Genomic DNA, 19,867 nt, shown 5'->3' on the forward strand with positions numbered 1-19,867 from the left:
CTTTCGGTTCTGAGGAAGGTTCGGCTAGCTCTTGGGTGCCGGAGCAACTTCCCTGTCGAACCGGGACGTGAGCTCATTCCTTGCCTCTCCCATTTCTCGAATGTCGCCGTCCAGCAGCTTCAGCGTTGAGGTGTCCACCATGTCATCGGTGATGACGGCGTCGGGGTTGGTCGGCAGGCTGTAGCTTCCGACCGTCGCAGCAAGATCTTGAGCCTCTGCGGTGAGCGTCCACTCAATGAACTTCTTGGCGGCTTCGGGGTGCTTAGCGTTCTTGATCAGGGACACTGCACCAACTTCAAAGGTGGCACCTTCTTTGGGGAAGGTCGTCTTGAGTTGAGTGAATCCCTCATTGATGAACTTCTGGCAATCCTGGGCAAAGATGACGCCGACACCGACTTCGCCGCGGCCCGCCATTTGGCCCGGAGCGCTGCCGCTCTTGGAGTACTGCAAGACGTTACTGTGCATCTTTGTGAAGTAGTCGATTGCCGCATCTTGGCTTCCGTCATTGAGCATGACTTGTGTCCACACTGCTTGGTAGGCCGTCCCGGAGGTTCCCGGGTGGGCCATGGCTACATTCTTCTTCAACTTCGGGTCTAGGAGGTCGTTCCACGATTCCGGAGCGACGACGCCGATCTTGTTCAACACGTCCGTATTGGAACAAAAACTCAATGCGCCAGCATAAATGCCAGTCCAGAACCCATCCGGGTCCTTGTACTCTTCGGGAATTTGGGCTGCATTTTCAGGGACGAACTTCTCAATCAGCCCTTCCTCTTCGGCCGCAATATGACCATCGGCGCCACCCCCAAACCAAGCATCAAATTCAGGGGTTTCGCCTGCTGCGGTCAGCCTTGCAACCGCCTCGCCGCCGCTGAGACGAACATAGTTGGCATTGATTCCTGACGCTTTCGTGAATTCGGCAGCAACGAGCTGGCACCAGTCCTCCTGCGGGCTGCACACAAATGTCAGTGAATCATCGTCCCCACTTGTGGCAGCGGTGGCGCTGCATCCAGTCAACGCTAATGCCCCAACGGCGAAGAGTGCTGCTGCTTTTTTGATGTACCGTCCCATGGAAACGGCTCCTTACTGGCGGGTGCACTTCAGTGTGCACGAAGCGGAACGCACGTAAGTGCGGGTGATGAATTCAACGTTAGGTAAGGCTGCGCATGAATTGAGTCACAGTTCAGCCGACAATGGTCACAGTACTGTGACCACCGACTTGAGCAGCGCTTCCAATTGTGGCGGGCCGGCCGCAGCAATCCTGTCAATCGATGTTGAGGCGGTAACCCGAACCCCTGACGCTCTCAATGCATTCCCCGGCACCAGGAGCTGCAGACTCGAGCTTGTGTCGCAGCCTGTAAACGGCGGTCTTGAGCATCTGGCGCCCGCCTAGACGGTCGGTCTCGCGCCAGCCGGCGAGCAGCAGTCGGTCAAAGACCAGAGTTTTTCCGGGTTGAGAAACGAGCGCCGTCATTACTTTGAATTCATTGGGTGTCAGCGGTACCCGTACTGAATTCACCATGACGTTGTCACCCGCGGGGTCCAACGCAAACGGACCCGCCGCAATCGCGAGCCCCGAACCTGACTGACGGCGAACCAGCCGCTGAGCACGCAGGGCAAGCTCTCGCGGATGGAATGGTTTGACGATGTAGTCGTCGGCATCCGCCTCAAGGCCGGCAATCCGATCCGCGCTCTCCCCTTTTGCCGTCAACAGAATGACCGGTACTTGAGTGCTGGCCTTGATGCGCCGGCACATGGTGATTCCGGAAACTCCCGGGAGCATGACGTCTAAGACGACCAAGTCTGGAGTCGTGTTCCGCATAGCTGTCCAAGCAGCTTCCGCAGACCGGAACGACTGGTACATGAAACCTTGGGTTTCCAAAGCAAATGTCACAATATCGAGCATGGCGGGCTCATCGTCTACAACAAAGACCAGAGGGGCATCTACGACCATTATTCTTACGCCTTCAGGGGCAGGGTAAACATCATTGTCGTTCCTCCACCAGTAATCGTGTCAACAAAAATCCGTCCCCCGTGTAACTCAATGACTTGCTGGGAAATGAACAAACCAATACCTGTTCCGTTACCCAAGGGCCGCCCACTGGAGAATCTCTTAAACAGCCTGTCCCGCTGCTCTTCGCTCATCCCGGAACCACCGTCACTGACAGAGACCAGCAGCTGGCCTTCTCCCGAAGTGAGGCGTATCTGCACAGGAGTCAGTTCGTGGTTGCTGCGAGCCGCATTCATCACCAAATTGGTCACGACTTGCCTGATAAGTGCGGCATCGACATTGGCACGCACGGGGGCCCCAGGCGCATCAAGAACTATTGGAGCGTCCGTGACATGAACGAGGTCCTCAACGATATTGCGCATCAAACTGCGCACATCCACCACGGCTGGCCGCACTTCGAAAACTCCGGCTTCAATGCGAGCCTGGGTCAGCAGCTGCTCCGCCAAATTTGCCATGCGTTCAGAATTATCCAGGATCCTGAGCACAAATGACTGCTGCTTGGGAGTCAGCGGTCCTGGCCCCTCCTCCACGAGCAATTCTGCAGACCCTTTGATCACAGCCAGTGGTGTGCGAATCTCGTGGCTGAGCATTGAAACCTGATCCGCCCGCCGAGATGCAAGAGTGCGCAGATGGGCATTGGTGATCATTCCAATCTGGCGACGTCTGGCCAAAATGTAGGCCGCGGCAAGCGAGGCCCCAACGGCCAGCGCCGTGAACAGCACTCCCCATGCATGAAAGCCGTGACCGCTGGAAATGACACCCAGAACCAGTGCTGGCATCGCCACGATCCCCAAAATGAGCGGAAGAAGCCCAATGGCTCGCCAGAATTTGACGTCCAACAGGACATCACCGGGATCATTGAGGTTTGAGGGGCTGAGCACCTCGACATTCTATCCATGACGGAGGTCACCCCCGAGCAGTCCCCTCACCCGTGTTTCGCTAGCGCTGCACCATCAATCGGTGGCCGCGGCATTGCACCGAACAGCACCTTAGCGAATTCTTATGCTGAAGGTTCGAACTTCTGCCAGCTTTGCTGTTTCGTGGCAACCAAGAACCAGAATGAATGACTGAAGCCACCACGGGCTACCCCGGTTTCCAGGTAGCCGTCGCAGGAAGCGAGCCGGCCGTGAGCGACGATTGAGAGCAAATTGTTTGAAACTGGCCAGCCACGGGACTGCGGAAGCCGCCGTTTCAAAGTGTTCCGAGTCCCCTGATACGCTGCCGAAGTGATTATGACTTTCTTCGTCGGCGTACAGGAACAGCACACCGTCGCCTTCTCCTTCGATAAATTCTGGGGCCGCCTCACGATCACCGTGGATGGACAGAGCGTGGTCGATACCGTCCGCTTCGCATCCCTCAGTACAGTCAAGTCTTGGGAGTTCGAAGTCGGGGCGAACGAACGGCACTCAGTTCGGATCGACAAGCATCGCTCTGTGTTCCTCGCGGGGTTCAGACCCCAGCCGGTGTTCGCATATGTCGATGGGCTGCTCGTCGCGCAGGACAGTGCTTAGTCTGCTTGCAAAGAGAAATTCGCCAAAACCGCCTACTTTCAAAACCGGCAGAGGTTCGACTTCCACCCAATCGCGGGACCACGTCCGTCTCGACCGCTTCAATCTGCGACGCACGAAAGGCAACAGCATCTGGTCGGAGCTCCTGAACAGCAGCCCCGACGTCGCCCTGGAGCCGGCTGCTCCCCTCACACCTGCAACTGTTTACACCGCATGTTCGCCAACGGACCCCTCGATGTTGGGCGTCCAGCCGATCGCCGGGGCAGTGTGTTTGGCAATGCCGGCCGGCACCTTCGTGTTGTAAGCAACGCCGAGCTGGCTCGAGATCCGTCACCATTACCGCGGGCAGTCTTGTTCGTCCTACGGGTCGGAGAGATATCCGGTTGCGGGGTCGATTCCAGCGAGGAAGTCACGAATAGAGGCTAAGCGCTGCTCATGGCTAAGTGGTTCAGTGCTGCCGAACGTGCTGAAACCATAACCGTCGTTGGGCCCAGAGATCCAGTCATAATGCGTCGAACCATCGCCGTCGCTCCTGCGCACTGCGAATGTCTCGCCATCCACGGTGAAGTTCCCGAGTTCTCTATAAGTGCGCATGTCCGGAGGCGCAGGGGCATAGAACCAGTCGCCGTCTGTGGGATTGCGATCGCTCCCCATGACTTCAACTCTACCGAACACCGAGAGCTACATCACACAGCATGCCTCTCAGTGGCGCCCCAGATTCTCGGTTCCCTATAAGTTCGGCATCCAGCCGATCGCGGGTGCGATGTGCTCGGCAATGTTGCCCAGCATCTTCGTGTTGTAGGCAACACCCAGCTGGTTCGGGACCGTAAGCATGACCGTGTCGGCGGCTTGGACTGCGGCATCGGCGGCGAGGTCGCGGGCAATGTCGGCGGGGTCACCCATGTAACTCTTGCCAAAGCGGGAGAGCAGTCCGTCAATCATGCCGACCTGGTCCTTGCCGTCCGTCTGGGCACGGAGCCCGAAGTACATGTTGTCCACGTCGTCAACCACGGGGATGACGCTGCGGCTGACCGAAACGCGGGGCGCAAAGTCGTGGCCGGCCTTCGCCCACTCGTCACGGAACAGCTGGATTTGCTCGGCCTGCAGCTGGTCGAAGGGAACTCCGGTGTCTTCGGTGAGCAGGGTTGAACTCATCAGGTTCATGCCCTGCCGCGCGGCCCATACGGCCGTGGCGCGCGATCCGGCTCCCCACCAAATGCGCCGTGCCAACCCCGGCGACTGCGGCTCAATGCGCAACAGCCGGTCACCGCCCATGGACGCATGGCCGCCGGGCTCGGCCACGCCGGCACCTGAAATGGCGTGCCGGAAGGAGGCTGTGTGGCGCCGGGCCATGTCGGCGTCCGTCTCGCCGTCGAGCGGGTAATGGCCAAAGTCGGCCGCACCGTTGGCGGCGGGTTCGGGTGAACCACGGCTCACACCGAGCTGGAGGCGTCCATCGCTGATCAAGTCAGTGGCCGCGGCCTGCTCAGCCATGTACAGCGGGTTTTCATAGCGCATGTCGATCACGCCGGTGCCGATTTCAATCCGGCTCGTGCGGGCAGCAATGGCAGCCATCAGGGGGAATGGGGCCGCCTGTTGCCGGGCAAAGTGGTGGACACGGAAGAATGCCCCGTCGATGCCCAGCTCCTCGGCGGCAACGGACAAGTCGACAGCCTGGTGGAGGGCGTCGGCCGCCGAATTGGTTTGCGAGCCGCGCCCCGTTCCGTAGTGGCCAAAGGAGAGGAATCCGATGCGCTTCTTAAAATTTGTGTCCATGGTTGGCACAACGCCGGGCCCCTGCCGACTATTCCATGCGTACGCATATAGCCGGCCGGAGGCTTGCGGCCGGCAGCCGACTGTCGGCGGGACTGGCTGTTACCGCTTCTTCGTGATGTGCGCGACGGGATCTTCGGCTTCGTTCGCAGCGCCACGGGCCTTCTTCTCCGCGCGCTTGGCCTTGATGGCGTGCCCCTTGTCGACCTTCTTGTGTTCGTGGTGGTGCGGCTGTTTGTCAGGCATGGTGAACTCCTTGTGCTTCCAAGTCGCTACGCACCGGGCCGGCCGGTCCAACGCGTCCCCTCCTTGAACGTTACGCCCATTTCCACACCGCCAAAAGGGCCGCGCCCTGCCCGCGTGGGAGCCGGCCTGGCCAGCGGGTCCGGGCCCCGGATCGGGGATGGATTTCGGAGGCCGCCCGCGGCCGAGGAAATCTTACTGCCCGCGAGGGGTCCGGGCCCGCCGAATCCGCCGGCCTCAGGCGTCCTGGCGCCAGGAGTTCCACAGCGCGGCGTAGGAGCCGTCCTGTGCCAGCAGCTCGTCGTGCGAGCCAAGCTCCGAGATCCGGCCCTTTTCCACCACGGCCACCCGGTCAGCGTCGTGCGCTGTGTGCAGCCGGTGCGCGATCGCCACCACCGTCCGCCCCTCAAGGACGGCACTGAGCGAAAACTCTAAATCGCGGGCGGCCTGCGGGTCAATCAGCGACGTGGCCTCGTCCAGCACCAGCGTGTGCGGGTCGGCCAGCACCAGCCGGGCCAGCGCGAGCTCCTGCGCCTGGGCCGGTGTCAGCGTGTGCGAACCCGAGCCAACCTCGGTGGCCAGGCCCTTGGGGAGGGCACGCACCCAGGCCAGCGAGCCGACGTCGGACAGTGCCTTTTCAATCTCGGTGTCAGTTGCGTCCGCCTTGCCCAGGCGGACGTTGTCGGCCAGGGTGCCCACAAACACGTGGTGTTCCTGCGTGACCAGGGCAACCTCGCCGCGCAGCTCGTCCAGCGGACGGTCAACCAGCGGCACCCCGCCCACCGTGACGGAGCCGGAGGTGGGGCCGTGAATGCCGGCCAGCAGGCGGCCCAGGGTGGACTTGCCCGCACCTGAGGGACCCACCATGGCCAGCCGCTCGCCCGGCCGGAGGGTGAGGTCGATGCCGTGCAGCACGTTGTGGCCGGGACGGTAGGCGTAGCGGGCCTTGTCGACGACCAGTTCGTCGTCGGCGGGGACGGCGTCCGTGGCCGTGCGGTCCGCCTTGACGTCGCGGATGCCCACGATGCGGGCCAGCGAGGAGGCACCCACCTGGATCTCATCGATCCACATGATCAGCGTGTCCACGGGGTCAATGAGCTGCATGGCGTACAGCGCAACCGTGGCGACCATGCCGGTGGTGACCAGGTCCTGGGAGGAGAGCCAGCCGCCCCACAGCAGCACCGCGGCGACCGGGAGCCAGAAGGAAAATTCGGCCACCGGGAACAGCACGGTGCGCAGGCCCAGCGTGTACTTCTCGCGTTCAAAGCAGTTGCGCAGGGCGGCATCGATCCGGTCGCGGCGGTGCTGGCCAAGGCTCAGCGCGTCCACCGTGCGGGCGCCCTCGATGGTCTCGGTGATTGATCCGTTGAGCCCGGCGTAGCTTTCCCGCTCGGCCAGGTATCCAGGGGTGGCGCGTCGGAGGTACCAGCGGGTGACGGGCACCAGCAGGGGCAGGCCCACCAGCAGCGCCACGGCCACGAGCGGGCTGGTGAGCAGGGCGGCGGCCACCGTCAGCGCAATGGTCGCCACCGACACCAGCACCTGCGGCACGCCAAAGCGGACCGTGTGCGAGACGGACTCAACGTCATTGGTGGTGCGGGACACCAGGTCGCCGGTGCCGGCCTTTTCCACCGTGGACAGCGGCAGGGACGTGACCTGCTCCATGAATTCTTCGCGCAGCTGGGCAAACACCTTCTCGCCGAGCACCATGCCCTTGCGCCGGGCCCACCGGGCCAGCACCGTCTGGACAAGCACGAATCCGGCCAGGCCCAGTGCCACTGCGGCAACGAACCCGGTGGTGGTGCCAACACTGATGGCGTCCACGAGCCGGCCCAGCAGGAACGGCCCGGCCAGCCCGGCAATGGCCGACACCACGTACAGGCCCACTACACCGGCGAGCGGCCTGCTGTGCATGCGCATCAGCCGCAGCCCCTCGGCCTTGACCTCGGCGGAATCCGCCACGGGCAGCTTTGTCTCAGCCATTAGTTTCCCCCTCCGTGTGTGCTGCTGTTGTCCAAAAGTTCGACGTCGTCCCGAGCGTTGGCACCGGCCGTTGCCTCCGGGGTGGTTGCTTTGGGCGTTGCCTCCGCCGGGGTCGCATGACCGTCCATGCCCTCGCCGCGGATCACCACCTTGCGGTAGCCCGGAACAGTGTCCAGCAGATGCCGGTGGGTGCCCTGCGCCAGCAGCGCCCCGTCCTGCAGAAACGCCACGGTGTCCATGGCACCCAGCAACAGCGGGCTGGCTGTCACGACCACTGTTGTCTGCTCCGGCGTCCCGCGCGTGCGGCGCAGGGCTGTGGCGATGCGGGATTCCGTGTGGGCGTCAACGGCGCTTGTCGGTTCAATCAACACCAGCACCTCGGCCTCCGTCAGCACGGCCCGGGCCAGTGTCAGGCGTTGGCGCTGGCCGCCGGAAAAGCTGCGGCCCTTTTCCGTCACTTCGTCGTCCAGCCCGTGTTCCAGGCCGTCAAACACGTCGTCGGCGCTGGCCACGTCGATGGCCGCCATAATTTCCGCGTCGGTGTGGTTTCCGGCAGGGTCCAGTTCCTCCCGCAGTGTTCCCGTGAACAGCTGGGGTTCGGCGTCGGAGACCACAATGCGTGAGCGCACCTCGCGCAGCGGCATCATGTGCAGTGCTTCGCTTCCCCAGCGCACCTCCGCCTCGCGCAGCACCGCGTCCTCGAAGCGCCCCAGCCGGCGGGCCAGGTCGGCCGATTTTGCGGGGTCGTCCGAGACGATGGCGCTCAGCCCGCCAGGGGCAACCACCACGCCTGAAACCGAGTCAAGCAAGGCGCTCGGTGAGGCCGGGGCAGGGACGGTTGTCTCGGCGTCGTGCACGGCGGAGGGTGTGGCCAAAACATCGATGATGCGCTTGGCTCCGACCTGGGCGCGGATGAGGCGGGAGACGGCGTCGGCGGCGGTCCGGATGGGCGAGACGAGGAAGACCGCGTACCCGTAAAGTGCCACGAGCTGGCCGGCCTCGATTTGTCCGGACACGGCCTGCAGCGCACCAATCCAGGTGAACGCGACGCTGAAAACGCCGACGACGAAGACCTGTGCGGCGTCTAGGTCGGCCAGTGAATACGCCACCTTGTTGCCGGCCAGCTGCGTTTCCCGCGAGCGTTCCCGGTAGCGCTCAACAAAGATGTGCTCGCCGCCGATGCCGCGCAGCACACGCAGCCCGGCCACGGTGTCGGCGCCAAGCGCCGTCATTTGCCCGGCAGCCTCGCGCTGTGCTTTTTGGCGCCGCTGCAACGGGCGGATCACAAACAACATCGCCGCACCGCACAGCGGCACACCGATCAGCACCACCAGGCCCAGCTGCCACGACGACTGGAACACCAGGAACGAGACGAGCAGGTAGCCCACCACGGATCCGGCCAGTCGGGCGGCCACGTCAAAGATCTCGCCGATGCGCATCGCGTCGGAGGCACAGGTCGAGACGACCTCGCCGGTGGAAAATTTTTGCGGCAGTGCATCGCCGCTGCGCGTCACCTTGTGTCCGACGACCTGCGCGGAGCGGAAGGCTGCCTGCATCCAGTTGCTCACGGCGGCGCGGTGGCGCAGCGTGGCGGAGACCGACTGGACGATGGTCAACCCCACCAGCAAGCCCACCCAGCCGGTGAGCCGGGAAAAGTTGCCGGGCAGGATTCCCTGGTCGATCGCCTGTCCCAGAATGTAGGGGGTCAGTGCCTGGCAGACGGTCCAAATTGTGCCGTACATGATGCCCAGCAGCAGCGTGCCGCGTTGGGCGCCGGCCAGCCACAGCAGGTAGCGTCCGGGCGAGCGGAGGTCGGGCTTCTTGGCGGGTTTGTAAGGAAACGAGCGCACTACGGCCTTCTAACAAATGGGGGATTGGCAGGCGTAACAAGCGCGATCCGGCAATCCGCCTGCAGGGCGGAGCGATCGGCGCGGGGCGGGGTGGCTGCGTTATCTATCTCACAAGTAGTTACACTAACGCACATAACGGCGTAATTCCACTGTGAAACCACTTTGCCTGCGCCTGCTCGGCTAGGATCACCGGACAGGGACAATCAAGGGGAGACCGTTGGCTGCACAACATGAACATACAGTGCTTGGCATCGGTGAATTTCACCGGGAGAAACGCAGCCAGCGCCGACAGATCTTGACGCTGTTGTTTCTGGGCTGGCTCATGTGCCTGCTCATTCTCCAGATCCACCACCCCGCAGATTCGGCCATTGTCTCCTCCTTTGGGGACCTGAACGTCGTGTGGGCCCGTTTCAGCGAACGGGTGTTGGCCCCCTTCACAACCCCTGACATTTTCGATTTCAGCCTTGACGCGCTGGGCTGGATCGCCGGCGCCACGGCCACCATCCTGGTGGCGTTGGTTTTTAGCGGCCGCAATCCCCTGGGCATGGCCAACCAGGTCCAGGTCATGGCCCTGGACGAACTGTTGGAGCTCCTGACGCTGCTGGTGGGGATCGCCGCTGCCGCCACCATGTGGATGGCGTTGCACAACGTGTTCCTGTTGCCGGCCGATCCGGACTCGGGCCCCAAGTTCTTCCTCGGCATGCTGTGCCTGATGCTTGTCATTTTCTCCGTGGTCCGCCAGCGGGACGCGGCGGTGCAGCGGGAGATTGACGAATTCCACCTCACCACGGCCATGCGCCTGCACACCCACCGCTGGGAACGCATGTGGGGCGTGTCGGCCAGGAACCGGATCCGCGTGGATCCGAGCAAGACCGTGCGGCTGGTGCTGTGGTGGGCTGGCAGCGGGCTCGTGTTCACCTTTGTTCCCTTGCTCCTGAACAGTCGCTTTTCACCCCTGCTGCTGGCACTTTCCGCGGTGGCCTTGATCCTGCTGGCAGTTGCCACCGCCGCTCTCACGGCCCTGGCAGTTTCGCTGTACCGCAGCAATCCCCACCCCGGTGTGGGCCTGGGCTATTCGCTGGTCCTGCTGGTCGTGGTGGCCTTGGCAGTGGTCAGCCCCTTGGCGGTGTCGGCATCGCAAAACGAGCGGGTGCTCCATTCCCTGGCGGGCTATTTCCTGTGGCTGGCACCGTCCCTTCTGCTCATTTTCCGCAAGCCCCAGTCCGCCCACATGACGCCTCTGGAGTTTCGGCTGTCGGCACGCCCGAAAAACAAGGCAGTCCGGGCCTTGATTGCCTGCTTTGACGGCGCACGGGAAAGCGCCTATTGGATTGAGCTGATGTTGGAGGGCCGCCGGCAGTCACGTTACGACGCGAAGCTTGCCCGGCTGGAAACCGAGCAAGCTGCCGAGAATCCCGGACTGTAGCCTCACCCCGCACCGCCCCACCACCGGCACCACCGGCACCACGGAGAACGCTCTCGCAGCAATGGCTGGTTTTTCACGAACGCTCGCGCAGTTGTGGCGGGTTGGACCGGGCGGCTGCGTCCGACGTCGTGCTTTGACGCCAGGGGCACGGACTTCTGCGGGCCCAGCCAAAGCGCGTGGGACCGAGTCAGCGGAAGAGCCCACTGTAGGCGTTGAGCGCAAGTTGTCCGCCGAGATGCGCGTAGCCCCACGCACCCAACGCCTGCTGCCAACGGGCTACGCCGCCAACTGGTGACGAATCCAAACATTGGGTTCAACATAAACGCCATGATCATGTTCCACCGAAATATGGACAGGGTTCAGCGCACCAGGGACCTCCACCGCTCCACTTGATGCCAGCTCCAAGCCGGTCCAGTCCCGCCACTGCGCCAGCGTTCCTGGGATCGTCATCGCCACCGGGCAGACCTTCATCACCACTGCGCCCAAACGGACGTGCGTTCGCAGCCAAGGATCAACAGGGAGTCCTTCCCCGTTGACGCGGGCAACATAGTCATCCATGGCCTCATGCGGAAAATCCGTCTTCCCGGTAGGCCGGATTGGTCCCAAAAGATCCCGGTACCCCAATTTTGCCGCATTGTCCCGAGCCGCAAGCAGCAGCTTGCCACTCAACCCTCGTCCGGCATATTCGGGAGCAATGAAAGCCTCAATAAGCGAGGCTGCATGACATTCCGCCGCAGAAAAATTGGGACCGAACGCCCTTTCCAGAACAGCATCCCAGCCGCGATCGGGAAGCCCGCCCAAGGACCCGTCCCACTGCATGGGGACGCTGTGAACCTTCCCGATCACTGTCGACTGCTCGTCAAGTGCAAGGAGCTGAAGTTCCGGGAATGACTCCGCCAACTTGCCGTAGTAGAGGTTGCCGATCGGATCCTGGCGCATGAACGTCGGCCAAGTGTTGGGCAAGGACCACATCTCATCCATCAAATCCGGACGTTCGGCCAGCGTGACCACAGTCATTTCCATGCTTCGACTCCATCTGCCAATTCTTAACCCCGTTCCTGGATGCTGCCGTGCAAGCCAAAAAGCCGGTCGCCTGATTCCGCTGGTGCGGGAGAGCTACTGCGTGACCGGTGAGAGTACTTCAACCCGATTGTTGAACGGGTCGCGGCAATGAAACCGCTCATAACCCTCAAAAGTATGTCGTTCCGCCCAAGAGAGAGCAAAGCCGGCCGCCTGGATTTTCGCGGCCAGATCTTCCAGTTCGGCCGTGGATGCCACGATGAGTCCGGGGTGTGCTTTTTGGGCCGCACTGAAGCCAGCTTCGACGCCCACGTGGATCTCCGCCACAACCGAGACGCCTTCGAAGGATCGGAACCAACAGCCGCCTCGCCCAGCAAGCGATGCGGGCTTCTCAACCTCGGTCATCCCCAACGCCCCGCCGTAGAACAACCGCGCCCGGGCTTCCTCGCCGTGGGGCATTGACACCTGTACGTGGTGCAATCTCATGATTCCTCCGAGCCTCTCGATCTACTCCGACTCTACAACGGCCACGAATACGCACTGCGGCAACCCGCGGATCCGTCGAGGCGGCAATGGTGCCGGGGCGGCAATGGTTCAGTCTGGGATTCGCAGCAGTCCGCGCACGCTGCCGGCACACCTTGCAGAACGGAAGGCCGGAGTTGGGCTTGCACCCAGCGGCCGGGCAGGAAGGGTTCGCCCCTCCCGCCCGGCCAGTGGCCCACGCTGCAGACCCCGCCTAATGGCTGACGGCATCCGCCCGCCGCGCGAACCGGAGCTGCGGCGAGCCCCATCCGGTGAGCGCAGCCTTCACCGCAGCGTTCTTCTCGGCGTCCAGCGCCTGTGAGTAGGCTTCGGCGATGACGTCGTCAATGCGCACCCGCTGCCCCGATTCGGCGGACTGCACGGCCGCCTCCACCATGGCGAGCGAGTGGATGTTGGAGTGAATTTCCCCGTCGGGGACCACACCGCTGCGCACCGCTGCAACAAACTCGGCCAGCGATCCGGCGATCTGTTCCGGGCCCCCGGCAGCGGCAGGAATCTCCAGCGCCGCCCCGTCGGGCCCCTCGGCTGTCGGGGTGTGGTCCCCATCCCACAGCGCAGTCCCCCGAGCACCATTCACGCGCCATTGCCCGTTCCAGGACGTTTCGGCACCATCGGCACACCAGGAGCCTGAGTAGACATAGCGCAGGCCACCGGCGAACTCAAAGATGGCGGTAGCAGCGGCGTCGGCCTTGTACCAGCTCCAGGCCGGGTTGAACTCTTCGCAGTACACGCTGACCGGCTCCTGCCCGGTAAGGTGCCGGACGGCGTCGAACGGATGGATGGCCATGTCCACGAGCAGCACATGGTCCATCTCCTCGCGGAAGCCGCCAAAGTGCGGGGCCTTGAAGAACTCGGTGGTGATGACACCAATGTCACCCAGCCCTGCGGTGACCGCCTTGAGCTGGGCCAGGGGGTTGAAGTAGCGACGGGACTGGCTGATCATCAACAGCTGGCCGCTGACTTCGGCGCTGGCGGCCAGGGACAGCGCCTGGGCAACAGTTGGTGCAGCCGGCTTTTCGCACAGCACCGGCAGGCCGGCAAACATGGCCTCAACATTGACGGGATGGTGCGCCACGGGCACCGTCACATTGACGACGGCGTGAGCACCAGTTGCGGCGGCAACCTCGCCGACGCTGGTCCCCACCACCACGCCCGTGAGCCCCTTGTCCGCGAGCGCCTCATTGGCGGTGTCCATGTTCAGGTCAACCAGGCCGACCAGTTCCACGTCGGGGTTGGCGGCAATCGTGTCCAGCCAGGCCTTCCCCATGCCGCCGGCACCGACCTGGACCAGGCGGAGCGGGCCCGGCGCATGAACAGTGGCAAAAGTGCTCAATTGGACATCGCCCCCTGGTATCCGCGCCCGTTGTGGAAGTCTTCGCTGTCATAGCGCAGCAGCACGGGCTCGGCGCGTTCCGGGCGGAGGGTTCTGGCCCACTGGACTCCGTTGGCGATGACCTTGCGAACTTCTTGCTGGTGGTAGACCGGGAAGTCCTGGTCGCCGGGGCTGAAGAAGAAGATCTTGCCAAATCCCCGGCGCCAGGTCATGCCGGAGCGGAACACTTCGCCGCCGGTGAAGGTGGACAGGAAGATCAGCTCATCCGGTGCCGGCACGTCGAAGAACTCGCCGTACATTTCCTGCGCCGGGATGATGAACGGATGTGGCACGCCCTGGGCGATCGGGTGGGTCGGGTCAACGGTCCACACGATTTCGCGGTCCTGCTCCGAGCGCCAGCGCAGGGTGCAGGAGGTGCCCATGAGCTTGCCGAAGATCTTGGACCAGTGCCCGGAGTGCAGCACCAGCAGGCCCATTCCGGCCAAGACGTGCTTGTGCACGCGCTCAACAACCTCGTCGGAGACCTCTGCGTGCGCAGCGTGGCCCCACCAGACGAGGACGTCGGTGGCGGCGAGAACCTCCTCGGTCAAACCATGGTCGGGATCGTCAAGGGTCACGGTGCTGACCTGGACACCGGAGCCCAGGTTTTCTTCGATCCCTTCCTTGATGGTGTTGTGCATGCCGTTCGGGTAGAGGTCCCGGACTTTTTGTTCAACTTGTTCGTGCCGGTTTTCTCCCCACACAACAACTTTGATGGGGGTTTCGGGGCTGGTCAGTCCAGTCATTTTTTCGTTTTCCTTTACATGGTGGTGCAGGGAACATGGGGTGGTTGCCGGCGGCTGGTGTTGCGTGGCTATTTCACGGCCCCGCCTGTCGCGCCGGCGGCGATGTACTTTTGTGCCACCACCAGCAGGACGATGGCCGGCAGTGAGGACAACACGGCCGTGGCCATCACGGCGCTCCAGTTTGAGACCTGGGTGCCAAGGTACTGGTAGATGCCCAGCGTCACGGGACGAATTTCATCGGTCGTGGTCAAGGTCAGTGCGAACAGGAAGTCACTCCACGCGAACAGGAAGGCGAACAGGCCCGCGGTGATGAGCGCGTTCTTGGAGATCGGCAGTGATATCTATTCAAATGCCCGGAGCTGGTTGGCGCCGTCTACACTGGCCGCCTCGATGATCGAATCCGGAATGCTCTTCAGCGACGCCCGCATGATCAAGATGGCGAAGGGGATGGCATGGGTGGCGTCGGCCAGGACCAGCCCGGGGATGGAGTTCAACAGTCCCAGGTCGTTGTAGGCGGCATACAAGGCATTGGCAATGACGACGCCGGGAATCATCTGGGCGATGAGGATGGCCAGGAGCGCCCAGCTGATCCACCGGAACTTGAACTGGGCCAAGGCGTAGGCAGCGGGTGCTGCGATGACCAGCGTGACGGCCACCGTTCCCAGCGAAATGATCAAGCTGGTGAGCAGATTGCGGCCTTGGTCGGCAATGGCCTTTTCATAGCCGGCAAAGCTCGGGTTCCATGGAAAGAAGTCCGCTGACAAGGTGTTGCCCGACGGCTGCAGGGACGCATTGACCATCCAGTAGATGGGGAACAACATGAAGGCCAGGAACAAGATGCCCAGGAGGGTGGAGGCCCGGGTTCGGATGGCGCGCCGCCGCAGAGCCGTCACACGGACGGCAGGACGCTTGAGCTGTGCTGTGGTCATGGGGTTCTCCTATTCATCGACGGCGCGGCGATTTGCCCGCAGGTAGATGACGGCGAAAATCAGGGAAATGAGAATCAAGATGTTGGAGAATGCGGCGCCCACGCCGAATTCGAAATTGACGAAGGATTCCTGGTAGGAACGCACGGCAATGGTTTGGGTTGCGTTGGCGGGTCCGCCGTTCGTCAGTCCGAGGATGATGTCCAGAACCTTGATCGTGTAGACCACGCCCAGGATCAGCACCACGCTGACCACCGGGCGAAGGTTTGGCCAGGTAATGTGGCGGAAGGCTTTCCACCCGGTGGCACCGTCGAGGGCTCCCGCCTCGTAGAGTTCGACCGGAATATCCTGGAGTCCGCCGTAAAGCAGGGTGACGTTGAAGGGGATGCCTACCCAGATATTGACCAGGATGACGGCGATCAGTGCCACATCCGGGCTGGTCAGCCACGGAATGGCGGGGATCCCAAACGTGCCAAGGAATTGGTTCAGCACGCCGGAGTCCTGGTCGAGAATGGACCGCCACGTTGCACTGGCAACAATCAACGGCAGCAGCCACGGCAGCAACAGCATGGCGCGGAGGAAGCCGCTCAACGGGAAACGGCGGTTGAAAAAGCAGGCCAGGGCGAGGCCAATGACGAACTGCCCGGCGATGGAAGCAATCGTGAACAGTGCCGTGTTGAGCAGGGCCGGGCCGAACAGGTTGGAATTGATGACCGTCAGGTAGTTATCGATCCCCACCCAAGGCGCCTCACCGGTGAAGAACGTTTTCGTGGTGTAGTCCTGCAGGCTCATCATGATGTTCTTGACGACCGGGTACCCGAAGTACAGGAGCATGTAGAGCCCGGCAGGGATGACGAAGAGCAGCTTCGCAAAACTTTCGTTGGCGAAGAAACGGTTTCGCGGCTTGCGCCGGGGCGCCTCCGCCCGTGCACCGGCCTGATCAGCCCGTGCCGGTGAGTCTGTTGAAAGGGAAGTCATGGGGGCCTTTCCGCCGGCTCCGCCGCAAGGGCGGCGGAGCCGGCAACGATGTGGGGTGGGCGTCAGCCCTTGGCAGCCTGGGCGAACGCTTCGTCCACAGTGGCCTTGCCCGTCAATGCGAGCTGGATGGCCGTGTAAATTTCGGTGGCAGCCTTGGGCCATTCGGCACCCAGCTCACCCGTGCGGGACCGGGCATTGGCGATCTGCTCGGTGAAGGCCTCCATGTCCGGCATCTTCTCCACGTACTCCTGCGCCAGTTCCGGCTTGGTCGGCACCGTGAAGCGGTCGGTGCTCAGGGACAGCTGGGTGTCATCGGCGGTGAAGCAGCTGATGAACTCAGCAGCCTTGGCTTGTTTGGCCGAATCGCCGGTCTGCGGGATGGTCCACATCTCGCCGCCCAGGGGTGCGATCGGTGTTTGGCCGGCCTTGTTCACTGGGACCTGCACCGAACCCCATTCCAGCGATTCATCGGCACTAAGGGCGGGGATCTGCCACGGCCCGTTGATCATCATGGCCGCCTTGCCGGACATGAACTGGTCCTTGACATCGCCCTGGCCCCAGTTGATGACGCTCTTGGAGGCGGCGCCGCTGTCGACGAGGTCCTTCCACAGCTGCAGGGCTTCCTTGTTTTCCGTGGAGTCCAACGCTGCCTCGCTGCCGCCGTTCGTCCACATGAACGGCAGGAACTGCCAGGCGCCCTCATACGTGGCAATGGCCGAGAAGGCGACGCCGAACTGGCTGTCCTGGGTCAGCGCCGCGGCCGTTGTCTTGAGTTCGTCCCAGGTTATGGGCGGCGTCAGCCCGGCGTCGGCCAGGATCTTTTTGTTGTAAAAGAGCCCCAGGGTGTTGGCTGTGGGCGCCAGCCCGTAGACGTCTCCCTCATACGTTCCGGCGTCAAGCATGCCCTGGGCGAAACCGGAGGTGTCCACATCGAAGTCGCTGAGCGGGGCCAGTCCGCCGGTGGAGGCAATCTCCTGCAGGTCTGGATTGTCCAGCATCAAGATGTCGGGCAGGGTCTTGGAGGAGGATTTCTGCAACACCTTTTGAATCAGGTCCTTGCCGGGCACCACTTCGCGGTCGATCGTGACACCGATCTCGCTTGCGCACTTGTCAATGGCCGTTTGGATCAGGGCCTTGTCCGGATCGTTGTTGTAGTAGTCCATGAGGGTCAGCGTGGACCCGTCACCGGAGGCGCTGCCGCCCCCGCCTCCGCAGGCTGTCAGGACGAACGGGGCGATGGCTGCGATGGCCAAGAACTTGGTCATGCGGGTCTTAGTTTGAATCTTCACGGTAGCTCCTTTGCTCGTTGTGGTGGTGCGGTGGTGCGGTGGTGCGGTGGTCGAAGCGCTTCGATCTGACTCGGCGGCCCTGGACTTGAATGCCGGAGGGCTGTGTCGCCGTCGTCCGCCCCGGAGAGTGCCGGGACCGACTCGCAGTAAAGCGCTTTACTTGCGGCTGTGACATTGATCATGCCCGCATCGAGGCTGCCTTGTCAAGGAAAAATAAAGCGCTTTACTTTATGTCGTTCATGCAGCAGAATGTGACTAAAGTTGGGTGAGGCAGCTTTGACCAAGAGCGACTGGGAGGAGCAGCATGGCGACCATGCAGGACGTGGCCAATCTGGCGAATGTGTCGTTGGCGACCGTTTCCTTCACGATCAACAATTCAAAGCCCGTCTCACCCAAGACCCGCGCCAAGGTGGAACGGGCGATGAAGGACCTCGGGTACCGCCGCAACGCCGTCGGCAGCGCCCTGGCCAGGGGCCGGACTCATGTACTGGCGCTGCTGTACCCGGCATTGCAACACCGTTTTTCACCCACGTCGGTGCAGTTTTTTACCAGCGCCGCTGATCAGGCAAGGCAGCGCGGCTACAACCTGGTGCTGTGGCCCATGAGCAACGACGCCGAGGCCGTCACCGAGCTGACCTCGTCGGGCCTGGTGGACGGCGTGGTGCTCATGGAGGTGCAGCTTGACGACCCCCGCGTGGCCGAGCTCTCCGGCAGCAACGTCCCCTTTGCCTTGATTGGCCGAACTCGGGACACCACAGGCATCCCCTTTGTGGACGTTGACTTTGAATCCGCTGTGGAGAACGCCGTTGACCGCCTGACCGCGCTGGGCCACACGGATCTGGTGTTGATCGACGGCGGTGTCGGCAACCAGCTGCTCGGCGGGTATGGGCCGGTGGCAAGGACGCGCAAGGCGTTTGGCGAAGTCACGGCCCAGCGCGGACTTGCCGGAGCCATCATGAGCGGGTTGCAGTCGTCGGCAGGAGGCCGCGTGCTGGCAGCGGAGTTCGCCGCCAGCCACCCGGACGCCACGGGCGTTTTAATGATGAATGAACATGCGGGCCCCGGCTTTGTCGCCGGGCTGCAAAAGGCCGGTTACCGTCTGCCGCAGGACATTTCCGTGCTGGCCCTGGCCTCGTCTCTGGACACGGCCAGCATGTCCGAGCCGGAAATGGCCGTCCTCGCTTCCCCGGCGGACGAGCTCGGTCGGCTCGGTGTTGACACACTGATAGACCAGATCGACAAGAAGGACGATCCACTCCCGCAGCTGTTGATCGGGTGCGCTTATTCTCCCGGCGCCACCATGGGGCCGGCCCCGAAGCAAAAGCGCTGACCGCAGGCGCTGGGGCAGGGGCCCTGGCCCCAACCCCGGCCAAGGCTCGCGTTAAATCTTCGTGATCACCGTGCTGAACGGCGTGGCGTTGCTGAACAGGTCCTGGACGGGGCAGCGTGCTTCCACCGTGCGGGCGAGTTCGTCATAGCGTTCCTGCGTTTCCGGGCCCGTGATGTTGACGGCCAGCCGGATGTCGCTGAATCCCGGGCGGACGGCTTCGTCGATGCCGAACAGTCCGCGCACGTCAAGGTCGCCCTCGGCATGGATCGTGATGTCGTCCACCTGGATGCCCAGCTGCTCGGCGTACAACCGGTACACCACCACCTGGCAGGAGATCACCGCGCCCAGCGCGTACTCGACCGGGCTGGCGGCCGTGTCGTCCCCGGCCAGTGCGGCGGGCTCGTCCACGGTGAACTGGTGTTTGCCGGCGCTGATGCGCGTGGCCACCGAGCCCACCCCAACCCCGGCCACTTTGTAGGTCAGTTTCCCGTTGTCCGGATTGGCGCCAATCCGCTGGGCCCAGGCCGCGCCGGCCTCGCCGAACCGGACCGAGCGCTCCGCGGCGCCGTCGATGTTGCCGGTCTGCTGCGCGCCGGACTGCTGTGAATCGGTCAGGGTTGCTTCGCTCATGGTGTTTTCCTTTGCGTCGAGGCGAGTGCCGCGCACCGCGCCATACTTACGCCGACGGCCGGTGCCGGAGGCGTCGAATCCTCACCCGGGGCACCCCACCATGGTTGCGAGGGTTGCCGCCCGACCGGCCAGGGCCGCATGGTCGAAGCTCTTGATTCTGTCCGTCAGTCTGCCCGCCGCGGACACCCCGCCCCAAGCCATCCGTCACATGCGGCAACAATGTCCAAGGCAGTCCCAAGCAC

The 19,867-nt window shown here is 63.0% G+C and carries 18 protein-coding genes, 1 pseudogene and 1 riboswitch; of the genes and pseudogenes, 3 read left to right on the plus strand and 16 right to left on the minus strand.

What is annotated here, in order from left to right; all coding sequences use genetic code 11:
• Window positions 1–24: 24 nt before the first annotated feature.
• From ACT3TS_RS05375 to ACT3TS_RS05385, 3 genes are all read right to left on the minus strand, one after another.
• A complete protein-coding gene (locus ACT3TS_RS05375) occupies window positions 25–1,068 on the minus strand; it encodes an ABC transporter substrate-binding protein (RefSeq protein ID WP_444530465.1) in 1,044 nt (347 codons plus the stop codon).
• Window positions 1,069–1,261: 193 nt separating this feature from the next.
• The gene (locus ACT3TS_RS05380) at window positions 1,262–1,951 is read right to left on the minus strand and encodes a response regulator transcription factor (protein WP_444530466.1); all 690 of its coding nucleotides are present in this window, start codon (window positions 1,949–1,951) and stop codon (window positions 1,262–1,264) included.
• 5 nt (window positions 1,952–1,956) lie between these two features.
• Window positions 1,957–2,889, minus strand: a complete 933-nt coding sequence (locus ACT3TS_RS05385; RefSeq protein ID WP_444530467.1) for a sensor histidine kinase — start codon at window positions 2,887–2,889, stop codon at window positions 1,957–1,959.
• 351 nt (window positions 2,890–3,240) lie between these two features.
• On the opposite strand from ACT3TS_RS05385, the gene ACT3TS_RS05390 reads away from it, so the two are divergent.
• Window positions 3,241–3,519, plus strand: a complete 279-nt coding sequence (locus tag ACT3TS_RS05390; protein WP_444530495.1) for a hypothetical protein — start codon at window positions 3,241–3,243, stop codon at window positions 3,517–3,519.
• A 357-nt stretch (window positions 3,520–3,876) separates the two neighbouring features.
• Here ACT3TS_RS05390 and ACT3TS_RS05395 read toward each other — a convergent pair whose 3' ends face one another.
• From ACT3TS_RS05395 to ACT3TS_RS05415, 5 genes are all read right to left on the minus strand, one after another.
• Window positions 3,877–4,170, minus strand: a complete 294-nt coding sequence (locus tag ACT3TS_RS05395) for a hypothetical protein (protein WP_444530468.1) — start codon at window positions 4,168–4,170, stop codon at window positions 3,877–3,879.
• 75 nt (window positions 4,171–4,245) lie between these two features.
• Window positions 4,246–5,292: an LLM class flavin-dependent oxidoreductase gene (locus tag ACT3TS_RS05400; protein WP_444530469.1), complete on the minus strand. Its 1,047-nt coding sequence runs from the start codon at window positions 5,290–5,292 to the stop codon at window positions 4,246–4,248.
• Between the two features lie 99 nt (window positions 5,293–5,391).
• On the minus strand, window positions 5,392–5,535 hold the full coding sequence (locus tag ACT3TS_RS05405; RefSeq protein WP_444530470.1) for a hypothetical protein: 144 nt from the start codon (window positions 5,533–5,535) through the stop codon (window positions 5,392–5,394).
• Window positions 5,536–5,769: 234 nt separating this feature from the next.
• Window positions 5,770–7,515: an ABC transporter ATP-binding protein gene (locus tag ACT3TS_RS05410; protein WP_444530471.1), complete on the minus strand. Its 1,746-nt coding sequence runs from the start codon at window positions 7,513–7,515 to the stop codon at window positions 5,770–5,772.
• Window positions 7,515–9,365, minus strand: coding sequence for an ABC transporter ATP-binding protein (locus tag ACT3TS_RS05415; RefSeq protein ID WP_444530472.1), 1,851 nt, complete (start codon window positions 9,363–9,365; stop codon window positions 7,515–7,517). The genes ACT3TS_RS05410 and ACT3TS_RS05415 overlap by 1 nt, the downstream gene beginning before the upstream one ends.
• 217 nt (window positions 9,366–9,582) lie before the next feature.
• Between ACT3TS_RS05415 and ACT3TS_RS05420 the strand changes: the two genes are divergently transcribed.
• Window positions 9,583–10,791 (plus strand): hypothetical protein, encoded by a 1,209-nt coding sequence (locus ACT3TS_RS05420; RefSeq protein WP_444530473.1) that lies wholly within the window; start codon window positions 9,583–9,585, stop codon window positions 10,789–10,791.
• A 276-nt stretch (window positions 10,792–11,067) separates the two neighbouring features.
• Here the strand turns inward: ACT3TS_RS05420 and ACT3TS_RS05425 are convergent, their stop codons facing one another.
• The 7 genes and pseudogenes from ACT3TS_RS05425 to ACT3TS_RS05455 all read right to left on the minus strand — a co-directional run bounded on the left by ACT3TS_RS05425 (window position 11,068) and on the right by ACT3TS_RS05455 (window position 17,665).
• Entirely contained in the window at window positions 11,068–11,814 is a 747-nt protein-coding gene (locus tag ACT3TS_RS05425; protein WP_444530474.1) for an N-acetyltransferase, read from the minus strand.
• A gap of 93 nt (window positions 11,815–11,907) precedes the next feature.
• The gene (locus tag ACT3TS_RS05430) at window positions 11,908–12,297 is read right to left on the minus strand and encodes a VOC family protein (protein WP_444530475.1); all 390 of its coding nucleotides are present in this window, start codon (window positions 12,295–12,297) and stop codon (window positions 11,908–11,910) included.
• A 250-nt stretch (window positions 12,298–12,547) separates the two neighbouring features.
• Window positions 12,548–13,687, minus strand: a complete 1,140-nt coding sequence (locus ACT3TS_RS05435) for a Gfo/Idh/MocA family protein (RefSeq protein ID WP_444530476.1) — start codon at window positions 13,685–13,687, stop codon at window positions 12,548–12,550.
• Entirely contained in the window at window positions 13,684–14,472 is a 789-nt protein-coding gene (locus ACT3TS_RS05440) for a ThuA domain-containing protein (RefSeq protein ID WP_444530477.1), read from the minus strand. The genes ACT3TS_RS05435 and ACT3TS_RS05440 overlap by 4 nt, the downstream gene beginning before the upstream one ends.
• Before the next feature lie 68 nt (window positions 14,473–14,540).
• A pseudogene (locus tag ACT3TS_RS05445) lies at window positions 14,541–15,401 on the minus strand (carbohydrate ABC transporter permease).
• A 9-nt stretch (window positions 15,402–15,410) separates the two neighbouring features.
• A complete protein-coding gene (locus ACT3TS_RS05450; RefSeq protein ID WP_444530478.1) occupies window positions 15,411–16,376 on the minus strand; it encodes a carbohydrate ABC transporter permease in 966 nt (321 codons plus the stop codon).
• Between the two features lie 62 nt (window positions 16,377–16,438).
• Window positions 16,439–17,665 carry a sugar ABC transporter substrate-binding protein gene (locus ACT3TS_RS05455; RefSeq protein ID WP_444530479.1) on the minus strand — a complete coding sequence of 409 codons (1,227 nt, stop codon included), beginning with the start codon at window positions 17,663–17,665 and terminating at the stop codon, window positions 16,439–16,441.
• Window positions 17,666–17,969: 304 nt separating this feature from the next.
• Between ACT3TS_RS05455 and ACT3TS_RS05460 the strand changes: the two genes are divergently transcribed.
• On the plus strand, window positions 17,970–18,995 hold the full coding sequence (locus tag ACT3TS_RS05460) for a LacI family DNA-binding transcriptional regulator (RefSeq protein WP_444530480.1): 1,026 nt from the start codon (window positions 17,970–17,972) through the stop codon (window positions 18,993–18,995).
• A 51-nt stretch (window positions 18,996–19,046) separates the two neighbouring features.
• Here the strand turns inward: ACT3TS_RS05460 and ACT3TS_RS05465 are convergent, their stop codons facing one another.
• Complete coding sequence (locus tag ACT3TS_RS05465) at window positions 19,047–19,625, minus strand: OsmC family protein (RefSeq protein ID WP_444530481.1); 579 nt, start codon at window positions 19,623–19,625, stop codon at window positions 19,047–19,049.
• A gap of 37 nt (window positions 19,626–19,662) precedes the next feature.
• Window positions 19,663–19,782, minus strand: a riboswitch (SAM riboswitch).
• Window positions 19,783–19,867 lie beyond the last annotated feature (85 nt).

It is taken from the genome of Specibacter sp. AOP5-B1-6 (assembly GCF_052376555.1).
Classification (GTDB): domain Bacteria; phylum Actinomycetota; class Actinomycetes; order Actinomycetales; family Micrococcaceae; genus Specibacter.